The following is a 24458-nucleotide window of genomic DNA, read 5'->3' on the forward strand; positions in this document are numbered from 1 at the left end:
AGGAGCGGAGCGACCCGGGATGGCTGTTGGGTAACCTGAACACCATGCCCGTCGTGAAGATCAACGCCATCGAGGTCCCGCCAAACGCCGGCCCGGAACTGGAGAAGCGGTTCGCGAACCGTGCACATGCCGTCGACAGTCAGCCCGGTTTCCTCGGCTTCCAGTTGCTGCGCCCGGTCAAGGGTGAAGACCGCTACTTCGTGGTGACGCAGTGGGAAACCGAAGAGGCCTTCCAGGCCTGGGCCTCGGGCCCGGCGGTCGAGGCACACAAGGGCCAGCAGGCAAAGCCTGTGGCGACCGGCGCATCGCTGCTGGAGTTCGAGGTTGTGCTGGACGTTGCAGGGCCCGCTGCCCAGGCGTAGCCGCGGCCGGACGCTGCGCCGCACGGTTGGCCTTACGGCCATCACGGCGGTCGCCGCTGCCCTGGCTTGTGGCTGTTCGCAGAGCGTCGCGCCGGCGGCGGAACTGTCCTACGGCGCGCACATCGACACCATCACCCCGCCTGGTCTGCGAGCCAAGCAGACCATGGACATGCTGAACTCCGACTGGCCCATCGGGCCCATCGGTGTGCGCACCCTGGCCGCACCCGAGAAGGTCGATCTGGTGGGCACCAAGATGGACTCCATCTGGTGGGATCGCCCGTTCAAGGTCACCTCGGTCGACATCGGGGCCGCGCAGGCGACGTTGCACGTGCTGACGTCCTACAACGTGGCTCAGGACATCGAGCTGCGGACCAATGACGTGGGCCTGGTCGACCGTTTCGACGTCACGCTGGTACCGCCGAAGATCGAGAAGTGGTCCGACATCGACACCGAGCTGACCAAGTCGGGCGCGCGCTACTCCTACCGGGTGTCCAAAGTGGTCGACGGCAAGTGCGAGCAGGTCGCGGGCACCAACACCGACATGTCACTACCGTTGGCCTCGATCTTCAAACTGTATGTGCTCCTTGCGGTTTCGGATGCGGTCAAGGCCGGCACCGTGAATTGGGACGATCACCTCACGATCACCAAAGAAGGCAAGAAGCTGGGCTCCGCCGGGTTGGACAAGCTTCCCCCCGGAGCTCAGATCACCGTGCGGACCGCCGCCCAGCAGATGATCTCGGCCAGCGACAACATGGCCACCGATCTGCTGATCGGGCGGGTCGGCCCGGCGGCCGTGGAACGTGCGCTGGTGACGGCGGGTCATCACGATCCGGCGAGCATGACGCCGTTCCCGACCATGCACGAGGTGTTCTCGGTCGGTTGGGGCGAGCCCAACCTTCGCGACCAGTGGCGCAACGCGTCGCACGCCGATCGGGTGGCACTGCTGCAGCAGACCAATTCCCGCCCGTACGAACCGGATCCGTACCGGACCCACACCCCGGCTTCCAACGACGGCCTGGAATGGTTCGCCAGTGCCGCCGACATCTGCCGGGTGCACGCCGCGTTGCAGGCCTCGGCCGTCGGACCGGCCGCACCGGTGAAGGACATCCTGTCGGCCCTCCCCGGCATCGACCCAGACCCCGCGAAATGGCGCTACATCGGCGCCAAGGGCGGCAACCTGCCGGGCGACCTCACTTTCAGCTGGTACGCGGTGGACTACACCGGCCAGCCTTGGGTCTTCAGTTTCCAGCTGAACTGGCCGAAGTTCCGCAGCCCTACTGCCGCTGGCTGGCTGTTGCAGATTGCCAAGCGGGCGTTCGCCATGGCGCCGGTGGGACGGTAGTCACCAGCTAGCTGCTGCTCCGCAGGGTCCAAGCCTGGCCGCGGAAATGCATCACGGTGCGGCTCATCGGTGCGATATCAATGCGCCAGAAGGACTTTGGTGGAGCATCCAGGGCCACCAGGATGGCCGCCCGGACCACCGCCGGGTGTGTGACCGCGACCAGGCGCCCCCGCACCGGAGCCAGGCTGTCCAGCCAGCGGCGCACCCGATCGATGACATCGATCACGGATTCGCCGCCGTGCGGTGCCCGCCCCGGATCGGTCAGCCACATGGCCAGGTCCGCCGGTGACACCCCGCCCAGCACACCACCGCGCCACCTACCGAAATCGAGATCGGCCAGGAGAGGTTCGACCGCCGCGGGCACGCCCAAGAGCTCCGCGGTCTGGCGGGTCCGTTTCTCCGGCCCGCAATACGCCGCATCGATGACACCCAGTTCGACGGCGGCGTCGGCCTGACGGTGGCCCAACGCATTGAGCGGCTCGTCGGTGGGAAATCGTCCGGCCGCCGTCGCATCGGTCATCGCATGAGACACCAACGTCAGCCGGACGACCTCACTCACGCGGTCAGCTGCTCCTCACGCCTGCCTTCGAGGACCCTGGAGGCCAGGGCACCGAACACCAGCCCGATCGTCGCCCAGATCACCACCTGGGTGCCCAGCGAATAGAGCCTGAACTCGTAGAGGTCATCGGCGGGGAACGTCGACGGTGTCTCGTGGATGCCCGGCAGGATCAGGAACACCACGGCCATCGACACCACGTAGTCCGCGACGCCGGCCAGGCTGGCATTCCACACCCCCAGCTTCGGCGTCAGCCGCCGTGCCAGCAGGACCGAACCGACGAACAACCCCGCCGACAGCACCACCAGCAGCAGGTACAGCAGGGTGCGCTGCTGGATGGTCCCGTCGAGACTCACAGCCGGTGGATTGGGCGGGTACTTGAGCGCCGGGACGATCCACAGGGAGACCAGCATGCCGCCCGCGGTCAGCGCCGCCAATGCCCGCGCCGACAGGTTGGCCCGGCCGTACACCACACAGAACACGACGGCCAGCAGGGCGCCCATCGCCACACTGAAGATCAGGACACCGAGGCCCATGCCGATGTTGGATTGCACGCCGCGGCTGAACACCTCGGCACTCTCGCCGCCGCCGTGGGAATGCCCGCCGGCACCATGGCTGTGTTCCGCCGCCTCATGCGCCGCGCCGCCACTGTTCTCGAAGTCGATCGCCCGGCCGATGACCGGTTCGATCAGCACCTTCGCCCAGATGAAGGCGAGTACGCCGGCCAGGGCGCCGGCAAGCATGCCGCGCCCGATAATCTGCTTTTCCATTGTCTCGGTTGTCTGCCCGGTAGCTCAGTGGCAGGGGAAACCGAGCAGGTGCCGGGCGTCGTGCACGAACTCGTGCACGTAGGTGTTGTTCCCGAGAACCGATGTCGCGCCCTGGTCCATCCCGACGAAGTAAAGGGCCAGCAGCGCGACGAACGCCGTCAGCGTCAGCCACAGCACCGCCTTGGTGGCCGAGAGATCGATCGGCCGGGCGTGGATGGTCCGTGCGTCAGTGGAAGTCATCTACTGGTCCTTTCTGGGAATTCGCGTCCCAGTCCGTGTCGTGACAGGTCAGGGTCTGACTGTTAACAGTGGCGCGGCCGTTCTGGAGTCTCACCAGATTCCGTTGCCTGTCGATTACATCAGCATCCTAACTACAGCGCAGGAGATCTCCCCATCGGCGGGTATGAAAAACGCCCCCACCGAAATGGTGGGGGCGTTTTCTGGACGAACCTATTCGGCTTCGTCGCCGGAGGCGACTATTCCGCTTCGTCGCCGGAGGCGACTATTCCGCAGATGCTGCGGCCTTGGCCAGATCCGGACCATCGGGGGTGGCCGCCTTGGGCGCGCCCGAGAACGTGAACTTCGCGTCCTCACCGCTGCCTTCGCCGTCCCAGCCCTCGACGTCGACCGTCACGAGCTGACCCGGGCCGAGCTCCTCGAACAGGATCTTCTCGGACAGCTGATCCTCGATCTCGCGCTGGATGGTGCGCCGCAGCGGGCGGGCACCCAGCACCGGATCGAAGCCGCGCTTGGCCAGCAGGGACTTGGCCTTGTCGGTCAGCTCCATCGCCATGTCCTTGGCCTTGAGCTGGTTGCCGACCCGGCCGATCATCAGGTCGACCATCTGGATGATCTCGTCCTGCGTCAGCTGGTGGAACACGATGATGTCATCGATACGGTTGAGGAACTCAGGCCGGAAGTGCTTCTTGAGCTCGTCGTTGACCTTCTGCTTCATCCGCTCGTAGTTGTTCTCCCCGCCGCCCTGGCTGAAGCCCAATCCGACCGCCTTGCTGATGTCGGATGTGCCCAGGTTCGAGGTGAAGATCAACACCGTGTTCTTGAAGTCGACCGTGCGGCCCTGACCGTCGGTGAGACGGCCGTCTTCCAGGACCTGCAACAGGCTGTTGTAGATCTCCTGGTGTGCCTTCTCGATCTCGTCGAACAGCACCACCGAGAACGGCTTGCGCCGCACCTTCTCGGTGAGCTGGCCGCCCTCTTCGTAGCCGACGTAGCCCGGAGGGGCACCGAACAGCCGCGACGCGGTGAAGCGGTCGTGGAACTCGCCCATGTCGATCTGGATGAGCGCATCGTCGTCGCCGAACAGGAAGTTGGCCAGCGCCTTGGACAGCTCGGTCTTACCGACACCGGACGGGCCGGCGAAGATGAACGAACCGGACGGGCGCTTGGGGTCCTTCAACCCGGCGCGAGTACGACGGATCGCCTTCGAGACGGCCTTGACGGCGTCCTCCTGGCCGATGATCCGCTTGTGCAGCTCGTCCTCCATGCGCAGCAGGCGCGTGGTCTCGGCCTCGGTCAGCTTGAACACCGGGATACCGGTCCAATTGCCGAGCACCTCGGCGATCTGCTCGTCATCGACCTCGGCAACAACGTCGAGATCACCTGAGCGCCACTGCTTTTCGCGCTCACCGCGCTGGGCCACCAGCTGCTTCTCACGATCCCGCAGGCTCGCCGCCTTCTCGAAGTCCTGCGCGTCGATCGCGGACTCCTTCTCCCGGCGCGCGTCGGCGATCTTCTCGTCGAACTCGCGCAGGTCTGGCGGAGCAGTCATCCGGCGGATGCGCATGCGGGCGCCGGCCTCGTCGATCAGGTCGATCGCCTTGTCCGGCAGGAACCGGTCGTTGATGTAGCGGTCGGCCAGGGTGGCCGCGGCCACCAGGGCGCCGTCGGTGATCGAGACGCGGTGGTGCGCCTCGTAACGGTCGCGCAGACCCTTGAGGATCTCGATGGTGTGCTCGACCGTCGGCTCACCGACCTGGACCGGCTGGAACCGGCGCTCCAGGGCGGCGTCCTTCTCGATGTACTTGCGGTACTCGTCGAGAGTGGTGGCACCGATGGTCTGCAGCTCACCCCGGGCCAGCTTCGGCTTCAGGATGCTGGCGGCGTCGATCGCGCCCTCGGCGGCTCCAGCTCCGACGAGGGTGTGCAGCTCGTCGATGAACAGGATGATGTCGCCGCGGGTGTTGATCTCCTTGAGCACCTTCTTGAGGCGCTCCTCGAAATCACCGCGGTAGCGGCTGCCTGCGACCAGCGAACCCAGGTCCAGGGTGTAGAGCTGCTTGTCCTTCAGCGTCTCGGGAACCTCGCCGTGCACGATGGCCTGCGCCAGGCCCTCGACGACGGCGGTCTTGCCGACGCCGGGCTCGCCGATCAGCACCGGGTTGTTCTTGGTGCGCCGGCTCAGCACCTGCATGACCCGCTCGATCTCTTTTTCACGGCCGATGACCGGATCGAGCTTGCCCTCCATGGCGGCAGCGGTCAGGTTGCGGCCGAACTGGTCGAGGACCAGCGAGGTCGACGGGTTACCCGACTCACCTCCACGGCCACCGGTACCGGCCTCGGCGGCTTCCTTGCCCTGGTAGCCGCTCAGCAGCTGGATGACCTGCTGGCGCACGCGCGTCAGCTCGGCGCCCAGCTTGACCAGCACCTGCGCGGCGACGCCTTCGCCCTCACGGATCAGGCCGAGCAGAATGTGCTCGGTGCCGATGTAGTTGTGGCCGAGCTGCAGCGCCTCACGCAGGGACAGCTCGAGGACCTTCTTGGCACGCGGGGTGAAGGGGATGTGGCCGGACGGAGCCTGCTGGCCCTGGCCGATGATCTCCTCGACCTGGCTGCGCACGCCTTCCAGCGAAATGCCCAACGACTCCAGCGACTTGGCGGCTACGCCCTCGCCCTCGTGAATAAGACCCAACAGGATGTGCTCGGTCCCGATGTAGTTGTGGTTGAGCATCCGGGCTTCTTCTTGCGCCAGGACGACGACCCTGCGGGCACGGTCGGTGAATCTCTCAAACATCGGTGGTTACCTGCTCTCCATCGCTAGCGATACCCGCGTACGGCTGCGTCTATCGGTTTTCCAGTAGCCCGCACGTAGTATCTACCGTCCACTCTAATGGGCGGCTGTCTCGGGTGCGGAGGTTGGCGGTCGGTTCCCCGGGGGATGCACCCAGTACGAGCTGTCCACATCTAGTGCTGCAGATGACCAACGCCGCCGGTAGGCGAATCGTTTCCGAAATCCCCGGCTTTTCGGTTCGCCACTAGCGAAAAACTCCGGACCGGGAATTCTCACCGGTCCGGAGCTGGCAACTGTTGGTTAAGTTGCGGTTGTTTTTATGTTGCGGCGTGGAAAGCGTCGATCACGTCTGCGGGGATGCGGCCACGGGTGGACACGTTGTGCCCGTTGCGACGAGCCCATTCGCGGATGGCGGCACTCTGCTCACGATCGATGGCGCCGCGGCCACGGGCCGGGCCTGCCGCGCGTCCGCGTCGGCGCCCACCGACCCGGCGTCCGGCCTCCACCCACTGCTTCAGGTCGTTACGTAGCTTGGCGGCATTCTTGGAGGAAAGGTCGATCTCATAGGTGACACCGTCGAGGCCGAATTCGACCGTCTCGTCGGCGGTCGCCTCACCGTCGAAATCGTCGACCAGTGTGACGGTCACTTTTTTCGCCATTACCCCGCACCGAACCCTTCTGCACACGCATTGGTGACTACACCTGAGTATCCTGCATCCGCGCCCTAATGTGCCACAAAAACGCACACATTTCCAACGACCCGTCGATCCTGCGAGTTCCGTTGCGACGGCTCAGTTACTGTGACGGCGAACAATCGGGAACAAAACCGTCTCCCGAATAGACAAGCCCGTCAACGCCATCAACAAGCGATCGATACCCATTCCGGTGCCCGTGGTGGGCGGCATCGCATACTCCAATGCGGCCAGGAAATCGTCGTCGAGAACCATTGCCTCGTCATCTCCGGCAGCCGCCGCACGGGCCTGCGCTTCGAATCTCTCGCGCTGGATTACCGGGTCGACGAGTTCGGAATAGCCCGTGGCGAGTTCGAAACGCCGCACGTAGAGGTCCCATTTCTCGGTCACTCCGGGGATGCTGCGGTGCGCGCGGGTCAGGGGCGAGGTCTCGACCGGGAAGTCGCGGACGAACGTGGGTGCCCACAGCTTTTCTCCGACAGTGTGTTCCCAGAGTTCTTCGACCAATTTTCCGTGCCCGTAGCCACGGTCCCGGGGAATCTCGAGCTCGAGCCCCTCGGCAATGCGCCACAAGCGATCCACCGATGTCTCGGGAGTGATCTCCTCGCCGAGAGCTTCCGACAGGGAGGGATACATTTCCAATGTCTCCCATTGTCCGTCGAGGTCGTAGATCGTGCCATCAGGCAATGGGACCTGACGCGTGCCGATGGCCTCGTCGGCAACTTCTTGAATAAGTTCCCGCGTGACAAGCGCCGAATCGTTGTAGTCCCCGTAGGCCTGATATGTCTCCAACATCGAGAATTCCGGTGAGTGCGTGGAATCGACACCTTCGTTGCGAAAGTTCCGATTCAACTCGAAAACCCGGTCAAAACCACCGACGATGCAGCGTTTGAGGAACAGTTCCGGCGCAATCCTCAGGTACAGATCAACGTCGAGCGCATTGGAATGGGTGATGAACGGCCGCGCCGCCGCGCCGCCGGCCAGCGTCTGCAGCATCGGCGTCTCGACTTCGAGGAAGCCGCGCCGTTCCAGCGCGGCACGAACCGCCCGCACCACCGCGACCCGCTGCCGCGCGATACTGCGCGCCTCAGGGCGCACGATCAGATCGACGTAGCGCTGACGGACGCGGGCCTCTTCGCTCATCTCCTTGTGAGCAACGGGAAGCGGCCGTAACGCCTTGGCTGCCATCTGCCACGAATCGGCCAGCACCGACAATTCGCCGCGCTTCGAGCTGATCACCTCGCCGTGGACGAACACGATGTCGCCGAGATCGACATCGGCCTTCCACGCATCGAGGGACTCCTGGCCCACCTGGGCCAGGCTGATCATCGCCTGCAACTGGGTGCCGTCGCCCTCCTGCAGGGTCGCGAAGCACAACTTGCCGGAATTCCGCGCGAACACGACGCGGCCCGAGACACCCACCATCTGGCCGGTCTGGGTGTCGGCGGCAAGATCCGGATAGGCCTCGCGCAGTTCGGCCAGAGAGTGCGTGCGCGGAACGGTCACCGGATAGGGTTCGCGGCCCTCTGCCAGCAGCCGCTCCCGCTTGGCCTGACGAATCCGGAACTGTTCGGGAAGGTCGGCCTGGGACTGGGACGCGTCGTCGCGATCGGCTGGGCTCACAAAATGCCAGCTTAAATGAACACGTGACCGCGCAATTGCACGCCGACAAGGTGGCAGCACTCGACCACGAGCCGCTGGACTGGCGGTTCAAGGGCATCCCCACGTCCTGGTGGGGGCAGACTGCGGCCCAGGTCAGCTCGCTACATCCCGCATTCTTCGGCGACGGGCCGTCGGGCCCATCGGGGCCGGTATGCGTTCTGCGGGAATCCGCGCTTGTGCACAACCTCACAACAATGGCGAATTGGTGTACCGACCGCGGTGTCGAATTGGCGCCGCACGGCAAGACACATATGGCTCCGCGGCTCGTGGCCCGCCAGTTCGGCGCCGGTGCGTGCGCCGTCACCGCCGCGACCATCAGCCAGGTCCGGATCTTCCGGGCCTTCGGCGTGAGCGATGTCGTGCTGGCCAATGAGGTGGTCGACCTCCCTGGCCTGGCCTGGCTGGCGGCCGAACTCGACGCGGATGCGGACTTCCACGCCGTGTGCTGGGTCGATTCGGTGGCCGGGGTCGAGTTGATGACGGCGGCGCTGGCCGGTGCACAGCGGCCCCTCGACGTGTGCGTCGAGGTCGGGATGATCGGGGGACGGACCGGCTGCCGCACCGACGCCGAGATCGACGAGGTGGCGCGCGCCGCGGCGACGAGTCCACGGCTGCGCCTGGTCGGGGTGGCCGGCTACGAGGCGTCCACCGGACAGGACGTGAGCCCGGACGCCGTCGCCGCGGTACGCGCCTACCTGACGCACCTGCGTGCCGCGGCGGTGCGACTGGCCGGCCTGTTCGAATCCGACACCGTCATGGTCACAGCCGGCGGCAGCACCTATCCCGACGCGGTGGCCGATGTGCTGGCCGGAGACTGGCCCGCCCACATGTCGGTGCGCACGATCCTGCGCAGCGGGTGCTACCTCACCCACGACCACGGCCTCTATGCGCGGACCTCGCCGCTGCGGCTACGGCCTGCGCTGCAGGTGTGGGCGCAGGTGGTGTCCCGGCCCGAAGCCGAGCTGGCGCTGGTGACGATGGGCCGTCGTGACGTGTCCTTCGACGCGGGGCTACCGGTGCCGCTGAACCTGCCCGGCAGCTCGGTGGTCAAACTCAACGACCAGCACGCCTTCGTGCAGTTGGCGGATGACGATCAGGCGCCGGTCGGATCGTGGCTGCCGTTCGGAATCTCGCACCCGTGCACCACATTCGACAAGTGGCAGCTGATCCCGGTGCTCGACGACGAGGACCGGGTCAGTGCGCTGGTGCGAACGTTCTTCTGATCCGGCCGTCGTGATCACTTGGCGGGCTTGAGCCGGCCCCTCTGGCTGTCCCGGTTGCGCTCGAAGACCAGCCGCAGGCCGTCGAGAGTGAGGTGGCGGTCGTAGTGCTGGACGGTCCGCAGGTCCGGCAGCACCAAGGGCGCGGTGTAGCCGGTGGCCACCACTGCGACGTCGCTGCCGGAGAACCCGTCGACGTCCTCGCGGATCCGGTTGACCAGTCCGTCCACCAATGCGGCGAATCCGAAAACCGCTCCGGCCTGCATGCATTCCACGGTGTTCTTGCCGATCACCGAACGCGGTCGGGTCAACTCGACCCGGCGCAGCGCGGCCGAGCGGGCGGCCGCGGCATCGGAGGACACCTGCACACCCGGCGCGATCGCCCCACCCAGGAACTCACCCTTGGCCGACACCACGTCGACGCAGATCGACGAACCGAAATCGACGATTATCGCCGCGGTGCGGTATTTGTGGTAGGCCGCAAGGCAATTCACGATCCGGTCGGCGCCGACTTCCTTCGGGTTGTCGACCAACAACGGGATGCCGGTGCGCACACCCGGTTCGATCAGCACATGCGGCACGGACGGCCAGTACTGCTCCAGCATCAGACGCACCTCATGAAGCACCGAGGGCACGGTGGAAAGGGCAGTCGCACCTGTCAGTTCGTCCGTGGCATCACCGATCAGGCCGTCGATGGTGAGCGCCAATTCGTCGGCGGTCACCTCGGATTCGGTGCGGATCCGCCACTGCTGCACCACATTCGCGTGATCGCCCGTACCGGAGACCAGGCCGACGATGGTGTGGGTGTTGCGGACGTCGATGGCGAGCAGCATTATCGTGGCGACATCAGTTCGGAAGCGTCCTGGGGAACATACGCGGGATCGTGGCCATGTTCACCGAGGTCGATCTGCTCGTTGCCGGCGTCCACGAAGACGATCCGCGGCCGGTAGGCGCGGGCCTCGGCGTCCTCCATCACGCCGTAGGCGATCAGGATGACCAGATCGCCCGGATGGATGAGATGTGCTGCCGCACCGTTGATCCCGATCACCCCGGTGCCGCGTTCACCGGTGATGGCGTACGTCACCAGCCGGGCACCGTTGTCGATGTCGACGATCGTCACCTGCTCGCCTTCGAGCAGATCGGCCGCCTCCATCAAGTCGGCGTCGATGGTCACCGAGCCCACGTAATGCAGGTCGGCCTGCGTCACCGTGGCGCGGTGAATCTTGGATTTCAGCATGGTGCGCTGCATCAGTTCCTCCAGGGCAGTTCGTGATTGTCGCCGTCGCCGACGCGAGGGTGCCCGTCGATTCCCGCGGACGCCCCGATATCGACAGAGATGTTGTCCAGCAGCCGGGTTCGACCCAGGCGGGCCGCCACCAGCAACCGGGCCTGACCTTCACCGGGTGCGGGACCCAGCAGCGGGTCGCGCACTTCCAGATAGTCGACATCGATCGCGGGCACTTCGTCGAGCACGGCCCTGGCCGCATCGATGGCCGCCGATGCGCCGCCGGCCGCGGCGTATTTTCCGGCCAGCAGGGCCGCCGACAACGCCCCGGCCTGCTCGCGCTCGTCGGCGTCGAGGTAGCGATTGCGCGATGACATCGCCAGGCCATCGGATTCCCGGACGATCGGAACGCCGACGATCTGTACGTCGACGTTGAGATCGGCGACCATCTGGCGGATCAATGCCAGTTGCTGATAGTCCTTTTCGCCGAAGAAGGCGCGATCGGGCCGGACGATCTGGAGCAGTTTGAGCACGACCGTCAGCACGCCCGCGAAATGGCCTGGCCGCGTGGCACCTTCGAGCTCGCCGCCGACCGGGCCCGGTTGCACACTGGTACGCGGGCCCTCTGGATACATCGCCGAACCTGTTGGAGTGAAAGCAATCTCGACGCCTTCGGCACGCAGCGCGGCCAGATCCTCGTCGAGGGTGCGGGGGTAGGCGTCGAGATCCTCCCCCGCCCCGAACTGCAGCGGGTTGACGAAGATCGATACCACCACGACAGCACCGGGAACTCGTTTGGCCGCACGGATCAGCGTCAGATGGCCCTCGTGCAGCGCGCCCATCGTCGGCACGAGCGTGACCCGCCGCCCACTGGTGCGCAGGGCCCTGGTGACCGCTGCCACATCGGCGGGTGCCGAATAGACGTTCAGCTCACCGGCGACGAACTTCGGAGTCTTGCTGTGGGTCATCCTTGACTCGTTTCAGGGCTGGTTTCCGGGCCTGCTTCCAACACCGCGACCACATCCGCGGGCGCATGGGCACGCTGGGCGGTACGCAACGAATCCGCGCGATATGCCTGTGCCAGTTGAGAATCCAATGTGCGCAGAGCAGCCAGATGCGCTGCCACCGCCGCCGCGTCACCGCGCGCCACGGGCCCCGTCAACGCGGCCTGCCCGCGTTGCAGCGCGTTTTCCAGCGCGGCCCGGGCCAGCGGGCCCACCACCCGCTCGGCCAGGCCGCCGGGCGCATCGCCGACGAGTTCCTGGCCCAACAGCTCCTGCCCGCGCAGGGAGGCTCGCAGTGCGTCGACGGCATCGAGCAGCAAGGTGACCAGATGGTTGCTGGCATGCGCCAGTGCCGCGTGATACTGCGTCCGCGCGTGCTCGGGCACCCGGAACGGCTCGCCGCCGATCTCCAGCACCAGCGATTGTCCGATCGCGTAACCGACCTCGTCGGCCGCGGTGATACCGAAACACGCATCCGGCAGCCGCGCGATGTCCTCGTCGGAACCGGTGAACGTCATCGCCGGATGGATGGCCAGCGGAATGCACCCCAGCTCCGTCAGCGGGGCCAGTACCGCCACCCCGTTGGCACCGGAGGTGTGCACCACGATCGTGCCGGGCCGCACCACGCCGGTGGAGGCCAGACCGGACACCAGAGACGGCAACTCGGCGTCGGGGACCGTCAAGAGCAGCAGTTCAGCCCGTTGCGCCACATCGGGGACGGGCAGGATCGAGGTGTCGGGCAGTCGGCGCTGTGCCCGCGACCGCGACTCCCCGGAGATCGCGCTACAGGCCACCACCACGTGCTCGACACGCTCAAGGGCGTAGCCGAGCGCCGTGCCGACGCGGCCGGCCGAAATGATGCCGACGCTGAGTCTGGCGGGACGCAATCCCTCAGGAGGGGACCACCCGTTTGCAGGGGGCTGCTCCATCGCAGACGACCTCACAGGTTGAATAGGTTCTCGTTCCAGTCCCGCGTTGCGGGTACCGGACGGTCGTCACGAGACTAGCTCACTCCTCGCGACGCCTGCGACGCCCGCCTTCAGCAGGGGCGGAGCGAAACCGTGCGAGCAGCTCATTCACCGATTGCCCGTCGGCGTGGTGCCCATTCGGCGGCTCGGGCTCGTCGTCGCCGCGGTGCCGTGAAGCCCGCCGCGGCGGCTCCGGCGGTTGCGAGGATTCGGTGGCCAATGCCGGGGACGTGGGCGCCGGGAGTGGACCTGCGGCGGCAGCCTCGGCTGCGGCGGAGTGCCGACCACGGGGCGTCTCAGGGGGCTGGCCTGCAGACATCGCGGGGGCCGGTGCCGGAGCCTGCTCAGGCGCGGGTTCAGGCGCCGGTTCGGGCTGGGGTGCGGGCGTTGCCGCGGGAGTCGATTCGGGTGCACGGCGCCTGCCGACATACTCCGTCGCGGAGCCGTTCTGGGCCGGCGGGGCAGACCAGTTGCTGCCGGGGGCACCAGCGGGAATCCACTGCCCCTCGGCGGGCGCCGGTTGCCAACCGGTGGCCGCAGGTTCGGCCTCGTCTGCCTGCGTGCTCGCCGGCTCGGGTTCCGGGGCTTCGATCGTGGGCGACGGCTCCATCGGAGGCATCGCCGGCGGCGGCGGGGGTGGCGCCCACGTCGACGGCGGCTCTGGCTGCGGTTCGGTTTGCGGCTGCGGTTCCGCACGCGACACCGGTTGCGGTTCCGGCTCCGCGCGCGACACCGGTTGCGGTTCCGGTCGGGGCTGCGGTTCGGGGCGAGGTTGCGGTCCCGGTCGGAAGAGGGGTTGCGATTGAGGCTGCTGTTCCGGACGGAATACGGGTTGCGGTTCCGGCCGCGGCTGGGGCTCCTGCCGGCGCGGGGCCTCCGGCTGGCGGCCCGGCTCCTGTTGGCGGCCCGGCTCCTGCTGACGTGCCGATTCCTGTTGGCGCCGGCGGCGACGCGGCTGCTCACCGGCCGGCACGGGGCGCGACGGCAGCCGATGCGCACCACCCGAGTTGACCCAGTCGTTCTCCGGCGGCTGCGGCTCGGCCGGGACATCGATGATCGGGCTTTCCTCGGTACGCGACGATCGGATGTCGGTGACCTCGACCGGCGGCACATCCAGACGACTGGCGGTCACCCGTCCTGCCGTGCGCACGGCGCTCTTGTCTGTCTCCAGAGCCGGGCGGTGCACCAGGTCCGTGTCGAACAAGATCTCCAGATTCGCCCGCAGCGCGGCCAGTTCCGAGCGCAGCGCAGCAACCTCATCGGCGGCCTGGGCGCGCAGCTCGGAGGCGAGCTCCCGGCGCAGCTGGGTCTCGACGGTGAGCTCATACTCGCGCCGCGCCGAGATCTCCCGATCCAGCTGCAGGTCGTAGACGAACTTCAGATCCCGCGCCTTGGCCTGGTCCAGGTCGCTCTGGCGCCGGTAGATCACGGAGACGAACGCGGCCACCACAGCGGCCCACAGGGCCAGGATGACGGCGAGCTTCAGCAACTCGACGCGATCGGTGAACACCAATGCGGAGCTGGCCAGAATCGCGAGCACCAGCAATACCGTCAAAAGCAGCCAGCCCGGCCTTCGGCCGCCGCGCCGTGGCCGACCACCGCGGGGCAGAACGGTCATGCGCCGACTGTACCCGTCAGCACTCGTCTAACCAGGCGACCGCTGCGGCGATTCGGCCAACTACCGAGGGGGAATCGGTCACTCGGTCGCAGTGTCCCCGTTGTCCGGCGGTTCCTCGGGGGACTTGCAGCAGTGCTGCAGCCACACCGCCGCGACAGCCAGCGCCAGAGCGCTGACCGCAGCGACCGCCACGCCGGGGGTGTCCTCACCGGCCACCCGCAGTTCACCGCGCCGCGGCAGCAGGTACACCAGCACACCGATCCACCAGCCGGCGGTGACGGCGCCGACCCAGGCCGAGGCCTTGGCGATGACCACCGACCGCGCCACGGTGAGTGGGTGCAGTCGGCCGGCGCCGACCCCGATCTGCCCGTCTTTGATCTTGGCCCGCACATAGAACGCCCAGCCCGCCTCGGCGAACGCGACCGCCAGCAACGAAAGCCCGGTCCACACGGTCAACGGCGGGAACCACCGGTAGAGCACGCCGATGAGCACGTAGCCGACGATTGCGACGACGACGACCGTGCCGGCCAGGTCACGCTTGCGGGTCGGACCCATCAGTCCGTCACCGGTTCGGTGCGGACGTTCAGCGCCAGATCGGTGCGCCTGACGCCGGCCCGTTCGACGGGGTCGATGTCCTCCAGCAGGTGTGCCACCCGTCGGGACCGGCCGACCACCGTGAGGGTGGCGTCCGGATCCACCGCCAACCACGGGATCAGGACGAACGCACGCAGGTGGGCAAGCGGATGCGGCAACGTCAGTTCCTCGTCGCGGGACAACACCTCGACGTCACCGTCGTGGCAGGTGACCAGGTCGACATCGAGGGTGCGCGGGCCCCACTTCTGTTCGCGGACCCGGTCCGCCTCCTGCTCCAGTTGCCGGCCACGTCGCAGCCAGCCGTGGCAGTCGACGTCCGGGGCATCGGCGATCACCACCGCGTTCAGAAACGACCCCTGCTCAACTCCGCCCCACGCGTCGGTTTCGAACACCGGCGACACCGCGCGCACCGCGGTCCCGAGCCCGTCGACCACCGACTGCAACCGGGCCAACCTGTCGCCGATGTTCGACCCGATGGAGAGAACGGTTGACGTCATTTGGTGCTCCCGCTGGACCTGTCTTGCTCCTCACGCGCGCGGCGGGACCGGCGGGCCACCACTGCGACATCGTCGAACGTCAACGGAATCGGCGCGCTGGGCTTGTGCACGACGACCTCGACGGCATGCAGCCGCTCGTCGACCATGATGGCGTCGGCGATCTCGGCCGAGACCGTCTCGATCAAATTGCGCGGCGGGCCCGCGACGATATCTGCCGCCCGCTGCGCCAGTGCGCCGTAGTCGAGGGTGTCGGCGAGATCATCGGTGGCCGCCGCCCGGCGCAAGTCCACCCACGCCGTGATGTCGACGACGAACTCCTGACCGTCGCGCCGCTCATGGTCGAACACACCGTGATTGCCCCGAACCCGTAAGCCGCGCAACTCGATTCGATCAGCCAACCCGACCTCCAGATTCCCAGGCTTCCAGCACCGCGAGCGCGTCGACGGAGGCCACGACATCATGTACCCGCACACCCCACGCACCGTGCTGGGCCGCCAGCATCGAGATCGCGGCCGTCGCGGTCTCGCGCCCGTCCGGTGGCCGCGGTGTCCCGTCCGCACCGGCCAGCAGCGTACCGAGGAAACGCTTGCGCGACGCGCCGACCAACACTGGGATCCCGGTGGCGACGAATTCGGGCAGTGCGTTCAGCAGCGCCCAATTGTCCTGGCCGGTCTTGGCGAATCCCAGGCCGGGATCGATGATCAGTCGCTCGGGATCGACGCCTGCGGCGACCGCGGCGTCGACCGCGCCGAGCAGTTCCGCACGGACCTCGGCCACCACATCGGCATATCCGGGCGCGTGATGAGGCCGCTCGGCGCTGACCGAACGCCAGTGCATCAGGATCCACGGCACTTTCGCCTCGGCGAGCAGGGGCGCCATGTTCGGGTCGGCCAGGCCGCCGGACACGTCGTTGACGATCTGCGCGCCGTTTTCCAGGGCGACCTTCGCCACATCGGCGTGCATGGTGTCGATGCTCACGGTAATCCCTTGGGAGGCAAGGGCTTCGATGACGGGAGCCACCCGGGCCGCTTCCACTGCCGGGTCCACCCGGACAGCACCGGGACGCGTCGACTCCCCGCCCACGTCGATGATCGCGGCCCCCGCCGCGGCGAGCGCCAGCCCGTGTTCCACCGCGCGATCGCGGTCGATGAACTTGCCACCGTCGGAGAACGAATCGTCGGTCACATTCACCACGCCCATGACCTGCACACGCGTGCCGCGAGGGACAACCGGGGTGGGGGGATTCACTTTCGCAGGATGAGTTCCAGCGCCTCGGCCCGGGATGCCTTGTCGGTCTTGAACTGTCCGCGCACCGCCGACGTGGTGGTGACGGCGCCCGGTTTGCGCACGCCCCGCATGGCCATGCAGAGATGCTCGGCTTCGATCACCACGATGGCCCCACGCGGATCGAGCTTGCGCATGAGCGCATCGGCGATCTGCGCGGTCAGACGTTCCTGCACCTGCGGGCGCTTCGAGTACAGGTCGACCAGGCGCGCGATCTTCGACAGACCGGTCACCCGGCCGTCCACCCCGGGGATGTAGCCGACGTGGGCCACCCCGTGGAACGACACCAGATGGTGCTCGCACGTGGAGTACAGCGGGATCTGCTTGACCAGCACGAGCTCGTCGTGCTCTTCGTCAAAAGTGGTGTTGAGCACCGCGTCCGGATCCGTGTACAGACCGGCCATCAGCTCCTTGTACGCACGCGCCACCCGAGCCGGGGTGTCCAGCAGACCCTGACGATCGGGGTCCTCACCGATGGCGATCAGCAGCTCACGTACGGCCGCCTCGGCCCGCGGTTGGTCGAACACCCGCGTGGCCGGATCGGTGTTGTTGTGATGCTCGCGCAGCGACTGCGACATCGAAGCCTCCGTTCTCGGATCAGCCGTGGGCCGGCGGGTTGGACCGGTCGGCCCGCTCATGACCACCATCCTGGCCGGACTCGTCGTTCGGAGCGTGCTGGCCGGGATGCGGGTAGGGCTGATACGGATACGGCTGGGGCTGTTGCCATCCCGACGGATGCGGCGGCGGGTACCAGTAGCCCTGCTGTTGCTGGGGCGGCTGGTATCCCGGCTGCTGATGTTGCGGCGCGGGCGGCCAGCCCGGCGCATGCCATCCGGCCGGTGCGCCGTAATCCGGCTGGGTCGTACCGTTCTGGTTCGCCCCGTTCGGCGGCGCGCCGTTGGCTCCGGCGCCGTTGGTCTCGTTGGCCCGCTCGGCCTCCCGGCTCGCGGCGGCGATCGCGGCCTTGAACGCGGGTTCGGGAACCGGCGGCGGCCACGGCTCGCCGCGCTCGATGGCGATCTCGCCCGGGGTCTTGATCGGCGGCTTGTCCGACGGCACCCGGCCACCGAAGTCGTCGAACATGGTCAGCCGGGGACGCTTCTTCACGTCGCCGAAGATCGCCTCCAACTCGACGCGGTGCAGTGTCTCCTTCTCCAGGAGCTCACCCGCCAGCGTGTCGAGCACGTCGCGGTACTCGGTGAGGATCTCCCACGCCTCGGTGTGCGCGGCCTCGATCAACTTGCGCACCTCGTCGTCGATGTCGCGCGCCACCTCGTGGCCGAAGTCGGCCTGGGTGCCCATGGTGCGGCCGAGGAACGGGTCGCCGTGCTCGGTGCCGTAGCGCACCGCGCCCAGCTTTGAGCTCATGCCGTACTCGGTGACCATCGCGCGGGCGATCTTGGTGGCCTGCTCGATGTCGGACACCGCACCCGTGGTGGGCTCGCGGAACACCAGCTCCTCTGCGGCGCGGCCACCCATGGCGAACACCAGCCGGGCGATCATCTCCGAGCGGGTCATCAGACCCTTGTCGTCCTCGGGCACCGCGACGGCGTGGCCGCCGGTGCGGCCGCGGGCCAGGATGGTGACCTTGTAGATCGGCTCGATGTCGGGCATCGCCCACGCGGCCAGGGTGTGCCCACCTTCGTGGTAGGCCGTGATCTTCTTTTCCTGCTCGCTGATGATGCGGCCCTTGCGGCGCGGGCCGCCGACGACGCGGTCGACGGCTTCCTCCAGCGCGGCACCGGTGATGACGGTGCCGTTCTCGCGGGCGGTGAGCAGCGCGGCCTCGTTGATGACGTTGGCCAGGTCGGCACCGGACATGCCGACGGTCCGCTTGGCCAGACCGTCCAGATCGGCGTCGGGGGCGATCGGCTTGCCCGCCGAGTGCACCTTGAGCACGGCGCGACGGCCTGCCAGGTCAGGGTTGGAAACCGGGATCTGCCGGTCGAAGCGGCCGGGCCGCAGCAGCGCCGGGTCGAGGATGTCGGGCCGGTTGGTGGCCGCGATCAGGATGACGCCCTGGCGGTCGCCGAAGCCGTCCATCTCGACCAGCAACTGGTTCAGCGTCTGCTCACGCTCGTCGTGGCCGCCGCCCATGCCTGCGCCGCGCTGACGGCCGACGGCATCGATCTCGTCGACGAAGATGATGCACGGGCTGTTTGCCTTGGCCTGCTCGAACATGTCGCGCACGCGGGAGGCGCCGACGCCGACGAACATCTCGACGAAGTCCGACCCGGAGATCGTGAAGAACGGAACCCCGGCCTCACCGGCCACTGCGCGGGCCAGCAGGGTCTTACCGGTTCCGGGCGGGCCGTAAAGCAGAACGCCCTTCGGGATCTTGGCGCCCAGCGCCTGGTAGCGGCTGGGGTTCTGCAGGAAGTCCTTGATCTCGTAGAGCTCTTCGACCGCCTCGTCGACACCGGCGACGTCGGCGAACGTGGTCTTGGGCATGTCCTTGCCCAGCTGCTTGGCCTTCGACTTGCCGAAGCCGAAGCCCATCCGGCCGCCGCCCTGCATGCGGGAGAAGATCACGAAAAGGGCGACCAGCAGCAGCAGCGGCAGCATGTAGATCAGCATCGAGCCGAGGAAGCTGCCCTGGTTGACCGTGGTGCCGAACTTGACGTGCTTGGCGTCGAGCTGGTCGACGAGCTTCACCGCGTAGCCGGTCGGGTATTTGGTGATGACCTTGTCGGAGTTCTCGGTGTCGCCGTTGCCGCTCTTCAGGTCGAGCCGTAGCTGCTGTTCGCGGTCGTCGATCTGGGCGCTCTTGACGTTGTCGGCACCGATCTGCGCCACCGCCACCGAGGTGTCGACGGGTTTGTAGCCGCGGGTGTCGTCGCTGAAATAGAAAAACGACCAGCCCAGCAACAGCACGACCGCGATGACGGTCAGCGTACGGATCACATTTTTGCGGTTCATCGATCACTCGGCCGAGTTCGGCCCGGTCCTTCCAACGTGCGCAGTTGAGACATTCAAGGCTACCGCTAGACCAACGTCCGGCAGTTCCCGACGGTATCTAGCCGACGGCGGCCGGCTGTGTTTGGGTGAGATCGTGCTCACATCCGCCCTATTGCTCCTCACGTCCGCATGACCGAACGGTTAGTCGAGACCAACGGCGTGACGTTGAGGGTCACAGAGGCCGGCGAACGCGGAAATCCGCTGGTGGTGCTGGCCCACGGCTTCCCCGAACTGGCCTATTCGTGGCGCCATCAGATCCCGGTGCTGGCTGCGGCCGGCTACCACGTGCTGGCTCCTGACCAGCGCGGCTACGGCGGATCGTCGCGGCCCGAGGACATCGATGCCTACAACATCACCGAGCTGACCGCCGACATCGCCGGGTTGCTCGATGATGTCGGCGCCGAGCAGGCCGTGATCGTCGGCCACGACTGGGGCTCACCGGTGGCCACCAATTTCCCGTTGTTCTTCCCGGACCGGGTCCGCGCCGTGGTGGCCATGAGCGTGCCCCCGGTACCGCGGGCGCCCGCGCCGCCCACGCAGATCTGGCGCAAGATCGTCGGCGACAACTTCTTCTACATCCTGTACTTCCAGGAACCCGGCGTCGCCGACGCCGCGCTCGGCGCCGATCCGCTGCATTCCCTGCGCCGGTCGCTGGCGATGGAGGGCCTGGCCGAGCCGCCCGAGAACTTGACCGACCGACCGCTGCCACCTTTGCCGGACTGGATGAGCGCCGACGAGTTCGATCACTATGTGCGGGCCTACACCGAGACCGGATTCACCGGGCCGCTGAACTGGTACCGCAACTTCGATCGCAACTGGGAGCTCACCGATCCGGAGGCGGGAAGAATCGCTGCCTCCACCATCACCGTGCCGACGCTGTTCCTGGCCGGCAGCGCCGACCCGGTGCTGAGCTTCACGCCGCGCGACCGGGTGCAGGACGTGGTCACCGGCGACTATCGCGAAGTGCTGCTCGACGGCGCCGGGCACTGGTTACAGCAGGAACGGCCCGATGAGGTCAACAAGGTGTTGCTGGAGTTCCTGGAGGGTCTGCGATGAGCGCTCGCGCGAAGAGCCAACCGGATGCGATGAGTCCGTTGAACTTCGGCGTGTTCATCACACCGTTCCACCCGGTTGGCCAATCCCCCACCACCGCACTGCAATACGACATGGACCGGGTCGAGGCCCTCGACCGGCTCGGCTACGACGAGGCCTGGTTCGGCGAACACCATTCCGGCGGTTACGAACTCATCGCCTGTCCCGAGGTGTTCATCGCCGCCGCGGCCGAACGGACCAGACACATCAGGCTGGGCACCGGCGTGGTGTCGTTGCCGTATCACCATCCGCTCATGGTCGCCGACCGGTGGGTGTTGCTCGACCACATCACCCGCGGCCGGGTGATGTTCGGGACCGGGCCGGGGGCGCTGCCGTCCGATGCCTACATGATGGGCATCGACCCCGTGGACCAGCGGCCCATGATGCAGGAATCCCTCGAGGCGATCCTGGCGTTGTTCCGCGCCGCGCCCGGCGAACGGATCGACCGTAAGACCGACTGGTTCACCCTGCGCGACGCCGCCCTGCACATCCGCCCCTACACCTGGCCATACCCTGAAATTTCCACCGCCGCAATGGTTTCTCCATCAGGGCCACGACTGGCCGGCGCACTCGGCACGTCCCTGCTCTCCCTGTCCATGTCGGTGCCCGGAGGCTTTGCGGCGATCGAGACCACCTGGGACACGGTGCGCGAGCAGGCCGCCAAATCCGACCGGCCCGAGCCGGACCGCAAGAATTGGCGAGTGCTGGGCATCATCCACCTGGCCGACACCCGCGAGCAGGCCATCGAGGACTGCACCTACGGTCTGCAGGACTTCGCCAACTACTTCGGCGCAGTCGGTTTCGTGCCGCTGTCGGAGAAGACCGAGGACACGGGAACCGCGTACGAGTTCGTGGAAAACTATGCCGCCAAAGGCAATTGCTGCATCGGCACTCCAGCCGACGCGATCGGCTACATCCAGGATCTGCTGGACCGCTCAGGCGGATTCGGCACCTTCCTGCTGCTGGGCCACGATTGGGCACCACCGGCCGCCACATTCCATTCCTATGAACTGTTCGCGCGTGAGGTGATCCCGCATTTCAAGGGACAGCTCACCGCGGCGCAGGCGTCTCACGAGTGGGCCAAGGGCATGCGCGATCAACTGCTGGGCCGCGCCGGGCAGGCGATCGTCAACGCCATCACCGAACACACCACCGAGGGCAAGAGTTGATGCGCGCCGCGGTCCTGCGCGACGGCCGGATGGTGGTCCGCGACGACGTACCCGAACCGGTGCCCGGGCCGGGCCAGGTGCTCGTCGAGGTGAAGGCCTGCGGAATCTGTGGCTCGGACCTGCATTTCGCCGCCCATGGCGCTGACATGCTGGCGGCCGGCGCCGCCATGGAAGGCGTGCCCGACATGGACATCGATCTGGCCGGCGACGTCTTCATGGGCCACGAGTTCAGCGCCGAGATCCTCGACGCCGGCCCGGGAACCGAGGCGCCGGCGGCCGGCACCCTGGTCACCTCGGTGCCGGTACTGATCTCGGCCGGCGGGATCGCACCGATCGTGTACAGCAACACCACGCTGGGCGGATACGCCGAGAAGATGCTGCTGTCCGCTCCGCTGCTGCTGCCGGTGCCCAACGGCCTGAGCGCCGAACATGCCGCGCTCACCGAACCGATGGCCGTCGGCCTGCACGCGGTCACCGCGTCGCACATCGAACCCGGAGAGACGGCACTCGTCGTCGGCTGCGGCCCGGTCGGTATCGCGATCATCGCCGCACTGAAGCTGCGGAGCGTGGAAACCATTGTGGCATCGGACTTCTCCCCCGCACGGCGTGAACTCGCCGCCACGATGGGCGCGCACGTCACGCTGGATCCGGCCGAGGACTCACCGTTTCATCAGTGCAAGCCGATGGTGGTGTTCGAGGCGGTCGGCGCGCCGGGGATCATCGACGACGTACTGCGTCGGGCACCTGCGGGCATCCGGCTGGTGGTGGCCGGCGTCTGCATGCAGCCCGACACCGTGCACCCGTTCTACGCGATCACCAAACAGATCAACATCCAGTTCGTCTTCGGTTACGACCCTGGCGAGTTCGCCGGCTCACTGCACTCGATCGCCGAGGGCGACATCGACGTCGGCCCGATGATCACCGGCACTGTGGGACTCGACGGGGTGAGCGCCGCATTCGGCGAACTCACGTCCCCCGACCGGCACTGCAAAGTCCTGGTGACGCCGTGATGTCCCGGTAGGGTGCGGTCATGCTGATGGCTGGGAATGCGAAGTTGCGGGTACTCGGCGTTGCCATGGCGGGTTTGATCGCCGTCGGCGCCACCGCATGCGATACGACCGGCCCCGCCGCGGGCTCGCCGGAGGGTGCCCGGCAGGTGACCGTCGTGGGGTCCGGCCACGTCCAGGGCGTACCCGACACCCTGACCGCCGATGTGGCGATGGAGTTCACCGCCCCGGACGTGTCGGGCGCACTCAACCAGTCCAGCCAACGTCAGCAGGCCGTCATCGATGCGCTGGTCGCGTCGGGCATCGACCGCAAGGACATCAGCACCACCCAGGTCAGCGTGCAACCCCAGTTCAACGACAACACCATCTCGGGTTACCGGGCCAGCAATGCCATCAAGGTCAAGATCCGCGACACCGGCAAGGCCTCCCAGACCCTGGCGTTGATCGCGAGCACCGGAGGCGACGCCACCCGCATCAACTCCGTCGACTATTCGATCGAGGACGATTCGGATCTGGTGCGCGACGCACGCGCCCGGGCGTTCGACGACGCCAAGAATCGCGCGGAACAGTACGCCGGGTTGTCAGGACTGCACCTGGGCAAGGTGATCTCGATATCGGAGCAGTCCGGCGGTCCCACCCCGCCGACACCCACCCCGATGCCGCGCGCGGCGATGCAGGCAGTCCCGCTGGAACCCGGTCAGCAGACGGTCGACTTCTCCGTGACGGTCATCTGGGAGCTCACCTAGGCGGCGCGGTCGGCCCGGTCGGCAGCCGCCGCCCGAAGTGCCGCGACCCGTTCGCGGATCCGGTACTCCGTGGAACGTGGCATCTCGGCGGGACGGTAACGCCCGTGCCTGACCCGGCGCACCCGGCCGTGCGCCATCTCCCAACGCAGGGCATCGGAGATCACCTTCGACGAGCGTCCTGTGGTGGTGAATCCCTGATCCTCGAGAGCATCGACCAGATCGGCCACCGATTGCGCGCCGTACTGGAGCAGCTGCACGGTCAGTACGTAGCGAAGGTTGGTGCCCCGCAGCAGGAGTTTGTCCGTCGTCGCATCCGTTGCATCCATTGCGTCACAGTGCCAAGAGGGCCCGACAAATCACACCGGTCACCAGTTCCGGCGGGATGTCCGATGTGCCCGGCTGTTAGCGACTTTTCAGCGACAATCGCCACATCGGCAACACGGAAATCACCAAACCCATTGTCGCTGATCAGTTTTGCCACATTGGCACCACTGGCCTCCTGACGCTCATCCGTCCAATGTCCGCCTCCTAGCGACTCTGTCGCTCGTAGCCGGGCAACCCGAAAACTGTTACGCACGAGGCATATTGCGTCCGGAGTGACGCGAGTAGAGATCGTATTTGTGACCAGAGTGATCTCAGAGGACCACGAGGCGATTGTCGCTGG

25 protein-coding genes are annotated in these 24458 nt (G+C 67.0%); 7 read left to right on the forward strand and 18 right to left on the reverse strand.

Going from position 1 to position 24458, the window contains the following annotated elements; genetic code table 11:
• The first annotated feature begins 44 nt into the window (after positions 1–44).
• The gene (locus tag H977_RS0113230) at positions 45–362 is read left to right on the forward strand and encodes an antibiotic biosynthesis monooxygenase family protein (protein WP_029108325.1); all 318 of its coding nucleotides are present in this window, start codon (positions 45–47) and stop codon (positions 360–362) included.
• Positions 337–1704 (forward strand): serine hydrolase, encoded by a 1368-nt coding sequence (locus tag H977_RS0113235; RefSeq protein WP_196808234.1) that lies wholly within the window; start codon positions 337–339, stop codon positions 1702–1704. The genes H977_RS0113230 and H977_RS0113235 overlap by 26 nt, the downstream gene beginning before the upstream one ends.
• A 7-nt stretch (positions 1705–1711) precedes the next feature.
• On the opposite strand, the gene H977_RS0113240 is transcribed toward H977_RS0113235, so the two are convergent.
• The 6 genes from H977_RS0113240 to lysS form a co-directional block, all read right to left on the reverse strand.
• Positions 1712–2263 carry a histidine phosphatase family protein gene (locus tag H977_RS0113240; RefSeq protein WP_029108327.1) on the reverse strand — a complete coding sequence of 184 codons (552 nt, stop codon included), beginning with the start codon at positions 2261–2263 and terminating at the stop codon, positions 1712–1714.
• Positions 2260–3030, reverse strand: coding sequence for a CbtA family protein (locus tag H977_RS0113245; RefSeq protein ID WP_029108328.1), 771 nt, complete (start codon positions 3028–3030; stop codon positions 2260–2262). Before H977_RS0113245 ends, H977_RS0113240 begins: the two co-directional genes overlap by 4 nt.
• 24 nt (positions 3031–3054) lie before the next feature.
• Positions 3055–3270, reverse strand: a complete 216-nt coding sequence (locus H977_RS0113250; protein ID WP_029108329.1) for a CbtB domain-containing protein — start codon at positions 3268–3270, stop codon at positions 3055–3057.
• Positions 3271–3532: 262 nt separating this feature from the next.
• Entirely contained in the window at positions 3533–6061 is a 2529-nt protein-coding gene (clpC1, locus tag H977_RS0113255) for an ATP-dependent protease ATP-binding subunit ClpC (protein WP_029108330.1), read from the reverse strand.
• A gap of 314 nt (positions 6062–6375) precedes the next feature.
• Positions 6376–6717, reverse strand: a complete 342-nt coding sequence (gene lsr2 / locus H977_RS0113260) for a histone-like nucleoid-structuring protein Lsr2 (protein ID WP_003882525.1) — start codon at positions 6715–6717, stop codon at positions 6376–6378.
• Positions 6718–6849: 132 nt separating this feature from the next.
• Entirely contained in the window at positions 6850–8373 is a 1524-nt protein-coding gene (gene lysS, locus H977_RS0113265) for a lysine--tRNA ligase (RefSeq protein ID WP_029108331.1), read from the reverse strand.
• 23 nt (positions 8374–8396) lie between these two features.
• Between lysS and H977_RS0113270 the strand changes: the two genes are divergently transcribed.
• Positions 8397–9635, forward strand: a complete 1239-nt coding sequence (locus H977_RS0113270) for an alanine racemase (RefSeq protein WP_029108332.1) — start codon at positions 8397–8399, stop codon at positions 9633–9635.
• Positions 9636–9649: 14 nt separating this feature from the next.
• Here the strand turns inward: H977_RS0113270 and H977_RS0113275 are convergent, their stop codons facing one another.
• The 11 genes from H977_RS0113275 to ftsH form a co-directional block, all read right to left on the reverse strand.
• The gene (locus tag H977_RS0113275; protein WP_029108333.1) at positions 9650–10465 is read right to left on the reverse strand and encodes a type III pantothenate kinase; all 816 of its coding nucleotides are present in this window, start codon (positions 10463–10465) and stop codon (positions 9650–9652) included.
• Positions 10465–10881, reverse strand: a complete 417-nt coding sequence (gene panD / locus H977_RS0113280; RefSeq protein WP_029108334.1) for an aspartate 1-decarboxylase — start codon at positions 10879–10881, stop codon at positions 10465–10467. The genes H977_RS0113275 and panD overlap by 1 nt, the downstream gene beginning before the upstream one ends.
• Positions 10881–11825: a pantoate--beta-alanine ligase gene (gene panC / locus H977_RS0113285; RefSeq protein WP_029108335.1), complete on the reverse strand. Its 945-nt coding sequence runs from the start codon at positions 11823–11825 to the stop codon at positions 10881–10883. The genes panD and panC overlap by 1 nt, the downstream gene beginning before the upstream one ends.
• The gene (locus H977_RS0113290; RefSeq protein WP_051288830.1) at positions 11822–12790 is read right to left on the reverse strand and encodes a Rossmann-like and DUF2520 domain-containing protein; all 969 of its coding nucleotides are present in this window, start codon (positions 12788–12790) and stop codon (positions 11822–11824) included. Before H977_RS0113290 ends, panC begins: the two co-directional genes overlap by 4 nt.
• Positions 12791–12869: 79 nt before the next feature.
• Complete coding sequence (locus H977_RS35610) at positions 12870–14447, reverse strand: DUF6779 domain-containing protein (protein ID WP_029108337.1); 1578 nt, start codon at positions 14445–14447, stop codon at positions 12870–12872.
• Between the two features lie 78 nt (positions 14448–14525).
• Positions 14526–15002, reverse strand: coding sequence for a DUF3180 domain-containing protein (locus H977_RS0113300; RefSeq protein ID WP_029108338.1), 477 nt, complete (start codon positions 15000–15002; stop codon positions 14526–14528).
• Entirely contained in the window at positions 15002–15538 is a 537-nt protein-coding gene (gene folK, locus H977_RS0113305) for a 2-amino-4-hydroxy-6-hydroxymethyldihydropteridine diphosphokinase (protein WP_029108339.1), read from the reverse strand. Before folK ends, H977_RS0113300 begins: the two co-directional genes overlap by 1 nt.
• Positions 15535–15936 (reverse strand): dihydroneopterin aldolase, encoded by a 402-nt coding sequence (folB, locus tag H977_RS0113310; RefSeq protein ID WP_029108340.1) that lies wholly within the window; start codon positions 15934–15936, stop codon positions 15535–15537. Before folB ends, folK begins: the two co-directional genes overlap by 4 nt.
• Complete coding sequence (gene folP / locus H977_RS0113315; protein WP_196808245.1) at positions 15929–16738, reverse strand: dihydropteroate synthase; 810 nt, start codon at positions 16736–16738, stop codon at positions 15929–15931. The genes folB and folP overlap by 8 nt, the downstream gene beginning before the upstream one ends.
• Before the next feature lie 44 nt (positions 16739–16782).
• Complete coding sequence (folE, locus tag H977_RS0113320; RefSeq protein WP_036476008.1) at positions 16783–17400, reverse strand: GTP cyclohydrolase I FolE; 618 nt, start codon at positions 17398–17400, stop codon at positions 16783–16785.
• Between the two features lie 19 nt (positions 17401–17419).
• A complete protein-coding gene (ftsH, locus tag H977_RS0113325; protein ID WP_029108343.1) occupies positions 17420–19741 on the reverse strand; it encodes an ATP-dependent zinc metalloprotease FtsH in 2322 nt (773 codons plus the stop codon).
• 168 nt (positions 19742–19909) lie between these two features.
• Between ftsH and H977_RS0113330 the strand changes: the two genes are divergently transcribed.
• The 4 genes from H977_RS0113330 to H977_RS0113345 are packed head-to-tail and all read left to right on the forward strand — an operon-like array spanning position 19910 to position 23794.
• Positions 19910–20836, forward strand: coding sequence for an alpha/beta fold hydrolase (locus tag H977_RS0113330; protein WP_036475893.1), 927 nt, complete (start codon positions 19910–19912; stop codon positions 20834–20836).
• 29 nt (positions 20837–20865) lie between these two features.
• Complete coding sequence (locus H977_RS0113335; RefSeq protein WP_029108345.1) at positions 20866–22041, forward strand: LLM class flavin-dependent oxidoreductase; 1176 nt, start codon at positions 20866–20868, stop codon at positions 22039–22041.
• On the forward strand, positions 22041–23051 hold the full coding sequence (locus H977_RS0113340) for a zinc-binding dehydrogenase (protein ID WP_029108346.1): 1011 nt from the start codon (positions 22041–22043) through the stop codon (positions 23049–23051). The genes H977_RS0113335 and H977_RS0113340 overlap by 1 nt, the downstream gene beginning before the upstream one ends.
• 20 nt (positions 23052–23071) lie before the next feature.
• Positions 23072–23794, forward strand: a complete 723-nt coding sequence (locus tag H977_RS0113345) for an SIMPL domain-containing protein (protein ID WP_029108347.1) — start codon at positions 23072–23074, stop codon at positions 23792–23794.
• Here the strand turns inward: H977_RS0113345 and H977_RS0113350 are convergent.
• Positions 23791–24120, reverse strand: coding sequence for a hypothetical protein (locus H977_RS0113350; protein ID WP_036475896.1), 330 nt, complete (start codon positions 24118–24120; stop codon positions 23791–23793). The two genes, H977_RS0113345 and H977_RS0113350, sit on opposite strands and share 4 nt — an antisense overlap.
• Between the last annotated feature and the right edge of the window lie 338 nt (positions 24121–24458).

It is taken from the genome of Mycobacterium sp. URHD0025 (genome assembly GCF_000426065.1).
Classification (GTDB): domain Bacteria; phylum Actinomycetota; class Actinomycetes; order Mycobacteriales; family Mycobacteriaceae; genus Mycobacterium.

Coding starts and splice junctions, on each gene's coding strand:
- H977_RS0113230 (WP_029108325.1), top strand. CDS start 45: ATGCCCGTCGTGAAGATCAACGCCATCGAGGTCCCGCCAAACGCCGGC.
- H977_RS0113245 (WP_029108328.1), bottom strand. CDS start 3,030: ATGGAAAAGCAGATTATCGGGCGCGGCATGCTTGCCGGCGCCCTGGCC.
- H977_RS0113250 (WP_029108329.1), bottom strand. CDS start 3,270: ATGACTTCCACTGACGCACGGACCATCCACGCCCGGCCGATCGATCTC.
- clpC1 (WP_029108330.1), bottom strand. CDS start 6,061: ATGTTTGAGAGATTCACCGACCGTGCCCGCAGGGTCGTCGTCCTGGCG.
- lsr2 (WP_003882525.1), bottom strand. CDS start 6,717: ATGGCGAAAAAAGTGACCGTCACACTGGTCGACGATTTCGACGGTGAG.
- H977_RS0113275 (WP_029108333.1), bottom strand. CDS start 10,465: ATGCTGCTCGCCATCGACGTCCGCAACACCCACACCATCGTCGGCCTG.
- panD (WP_029108334.1), bottom strand. CDS start 10,881: ATGCAGCGCACCATGCTGAAATCCAAGATTCACCGCGCCACGGTGACG.
- panC (WP_029108335.1), bottom strand. CDS start 11,825: ATGACCCACAGCAAGACTCCGAAGTTCGTCGCCGGTGAGCTGAACGTC.
- H977_RS0113290 (WP_051288830.1), bottom strand. CDS start 12,790: ATGGAGCAGCCCCCTGCAAACGGGTGGTCCCCTCCTGAGGGATTGCGT.
- H977_RS35610 (WP_029108337.1), bottom strand. CDS start 14,447: ATGACCGTTCTGCCCCGCGGTGGTCGGCCACGGCGCGGCGGCCGAAGG.
- H977_RS0113300 (WP_029108338.1), bottom strand. CDS start 15,002: ATGGGTCCGACCCGCAAGCGTGACCTGGCCGGCACGGTCGTCGTCGTC.
- folK (WP_029108339.1), bottom strand. CDS start 15,538: ATGACGTCAACCGTTCTCTCCATCGGGTCGAACATCGGCGACAGGTTG.
- folP (WP_196808245.1), bottom strand. CDS start 16,738: ATGGGCGTGGTGAATGTGACCGACGATTCGTTCTCCGACGGTGGCAAG.
- folE (WP_036476008.1), bottom strand. CDS start 17,400: ATGTCGCAGTCGCTGCGCGAGCATCACAACAACACCGATCCGGCCACG.
- ftsH (WP_029108343.1), bottom strand. CDS start 19,741: ATGAACCGCAAAAATGTGATCCGTACGCTGACCGTCATCGCGGTCGTG.
- H977_RS0113330 (WP_036475893.1), top strand. CDS start 19,910: ATGACCGAACGGTTAGTCGAGACCAACGGCGTGACGTTGAGGGTCACA.
- H977_RS0113335 (WP_029108345.1), top strand. CDS start 20,866: ATGAGTCCGTTGAACTTCGGCGTGTTCATCACACCGTTCCACCCGGTT.
- H977_RS0113340 (WP_029108346.1), top strand. CDS start 22,041: ATGCGCGCCGCGGTCCTGCGCGACGGCCGGATGGTGGTCCGCGACGAC.
- H977_RS0113345 (WP_029108347.1), top strand. CDS start 23,072: ATGCTGATGGCTGGGAATGCGAAGTTGCGGGTACTCGGCGTTGCCATG.
- H977_RS0113350 (WP_036475896.1), bottom strand. CDS start 24,120: ATGGATGCAACGGATGCGACGACGGACAAACTCCTGCTGCGGGGCACC.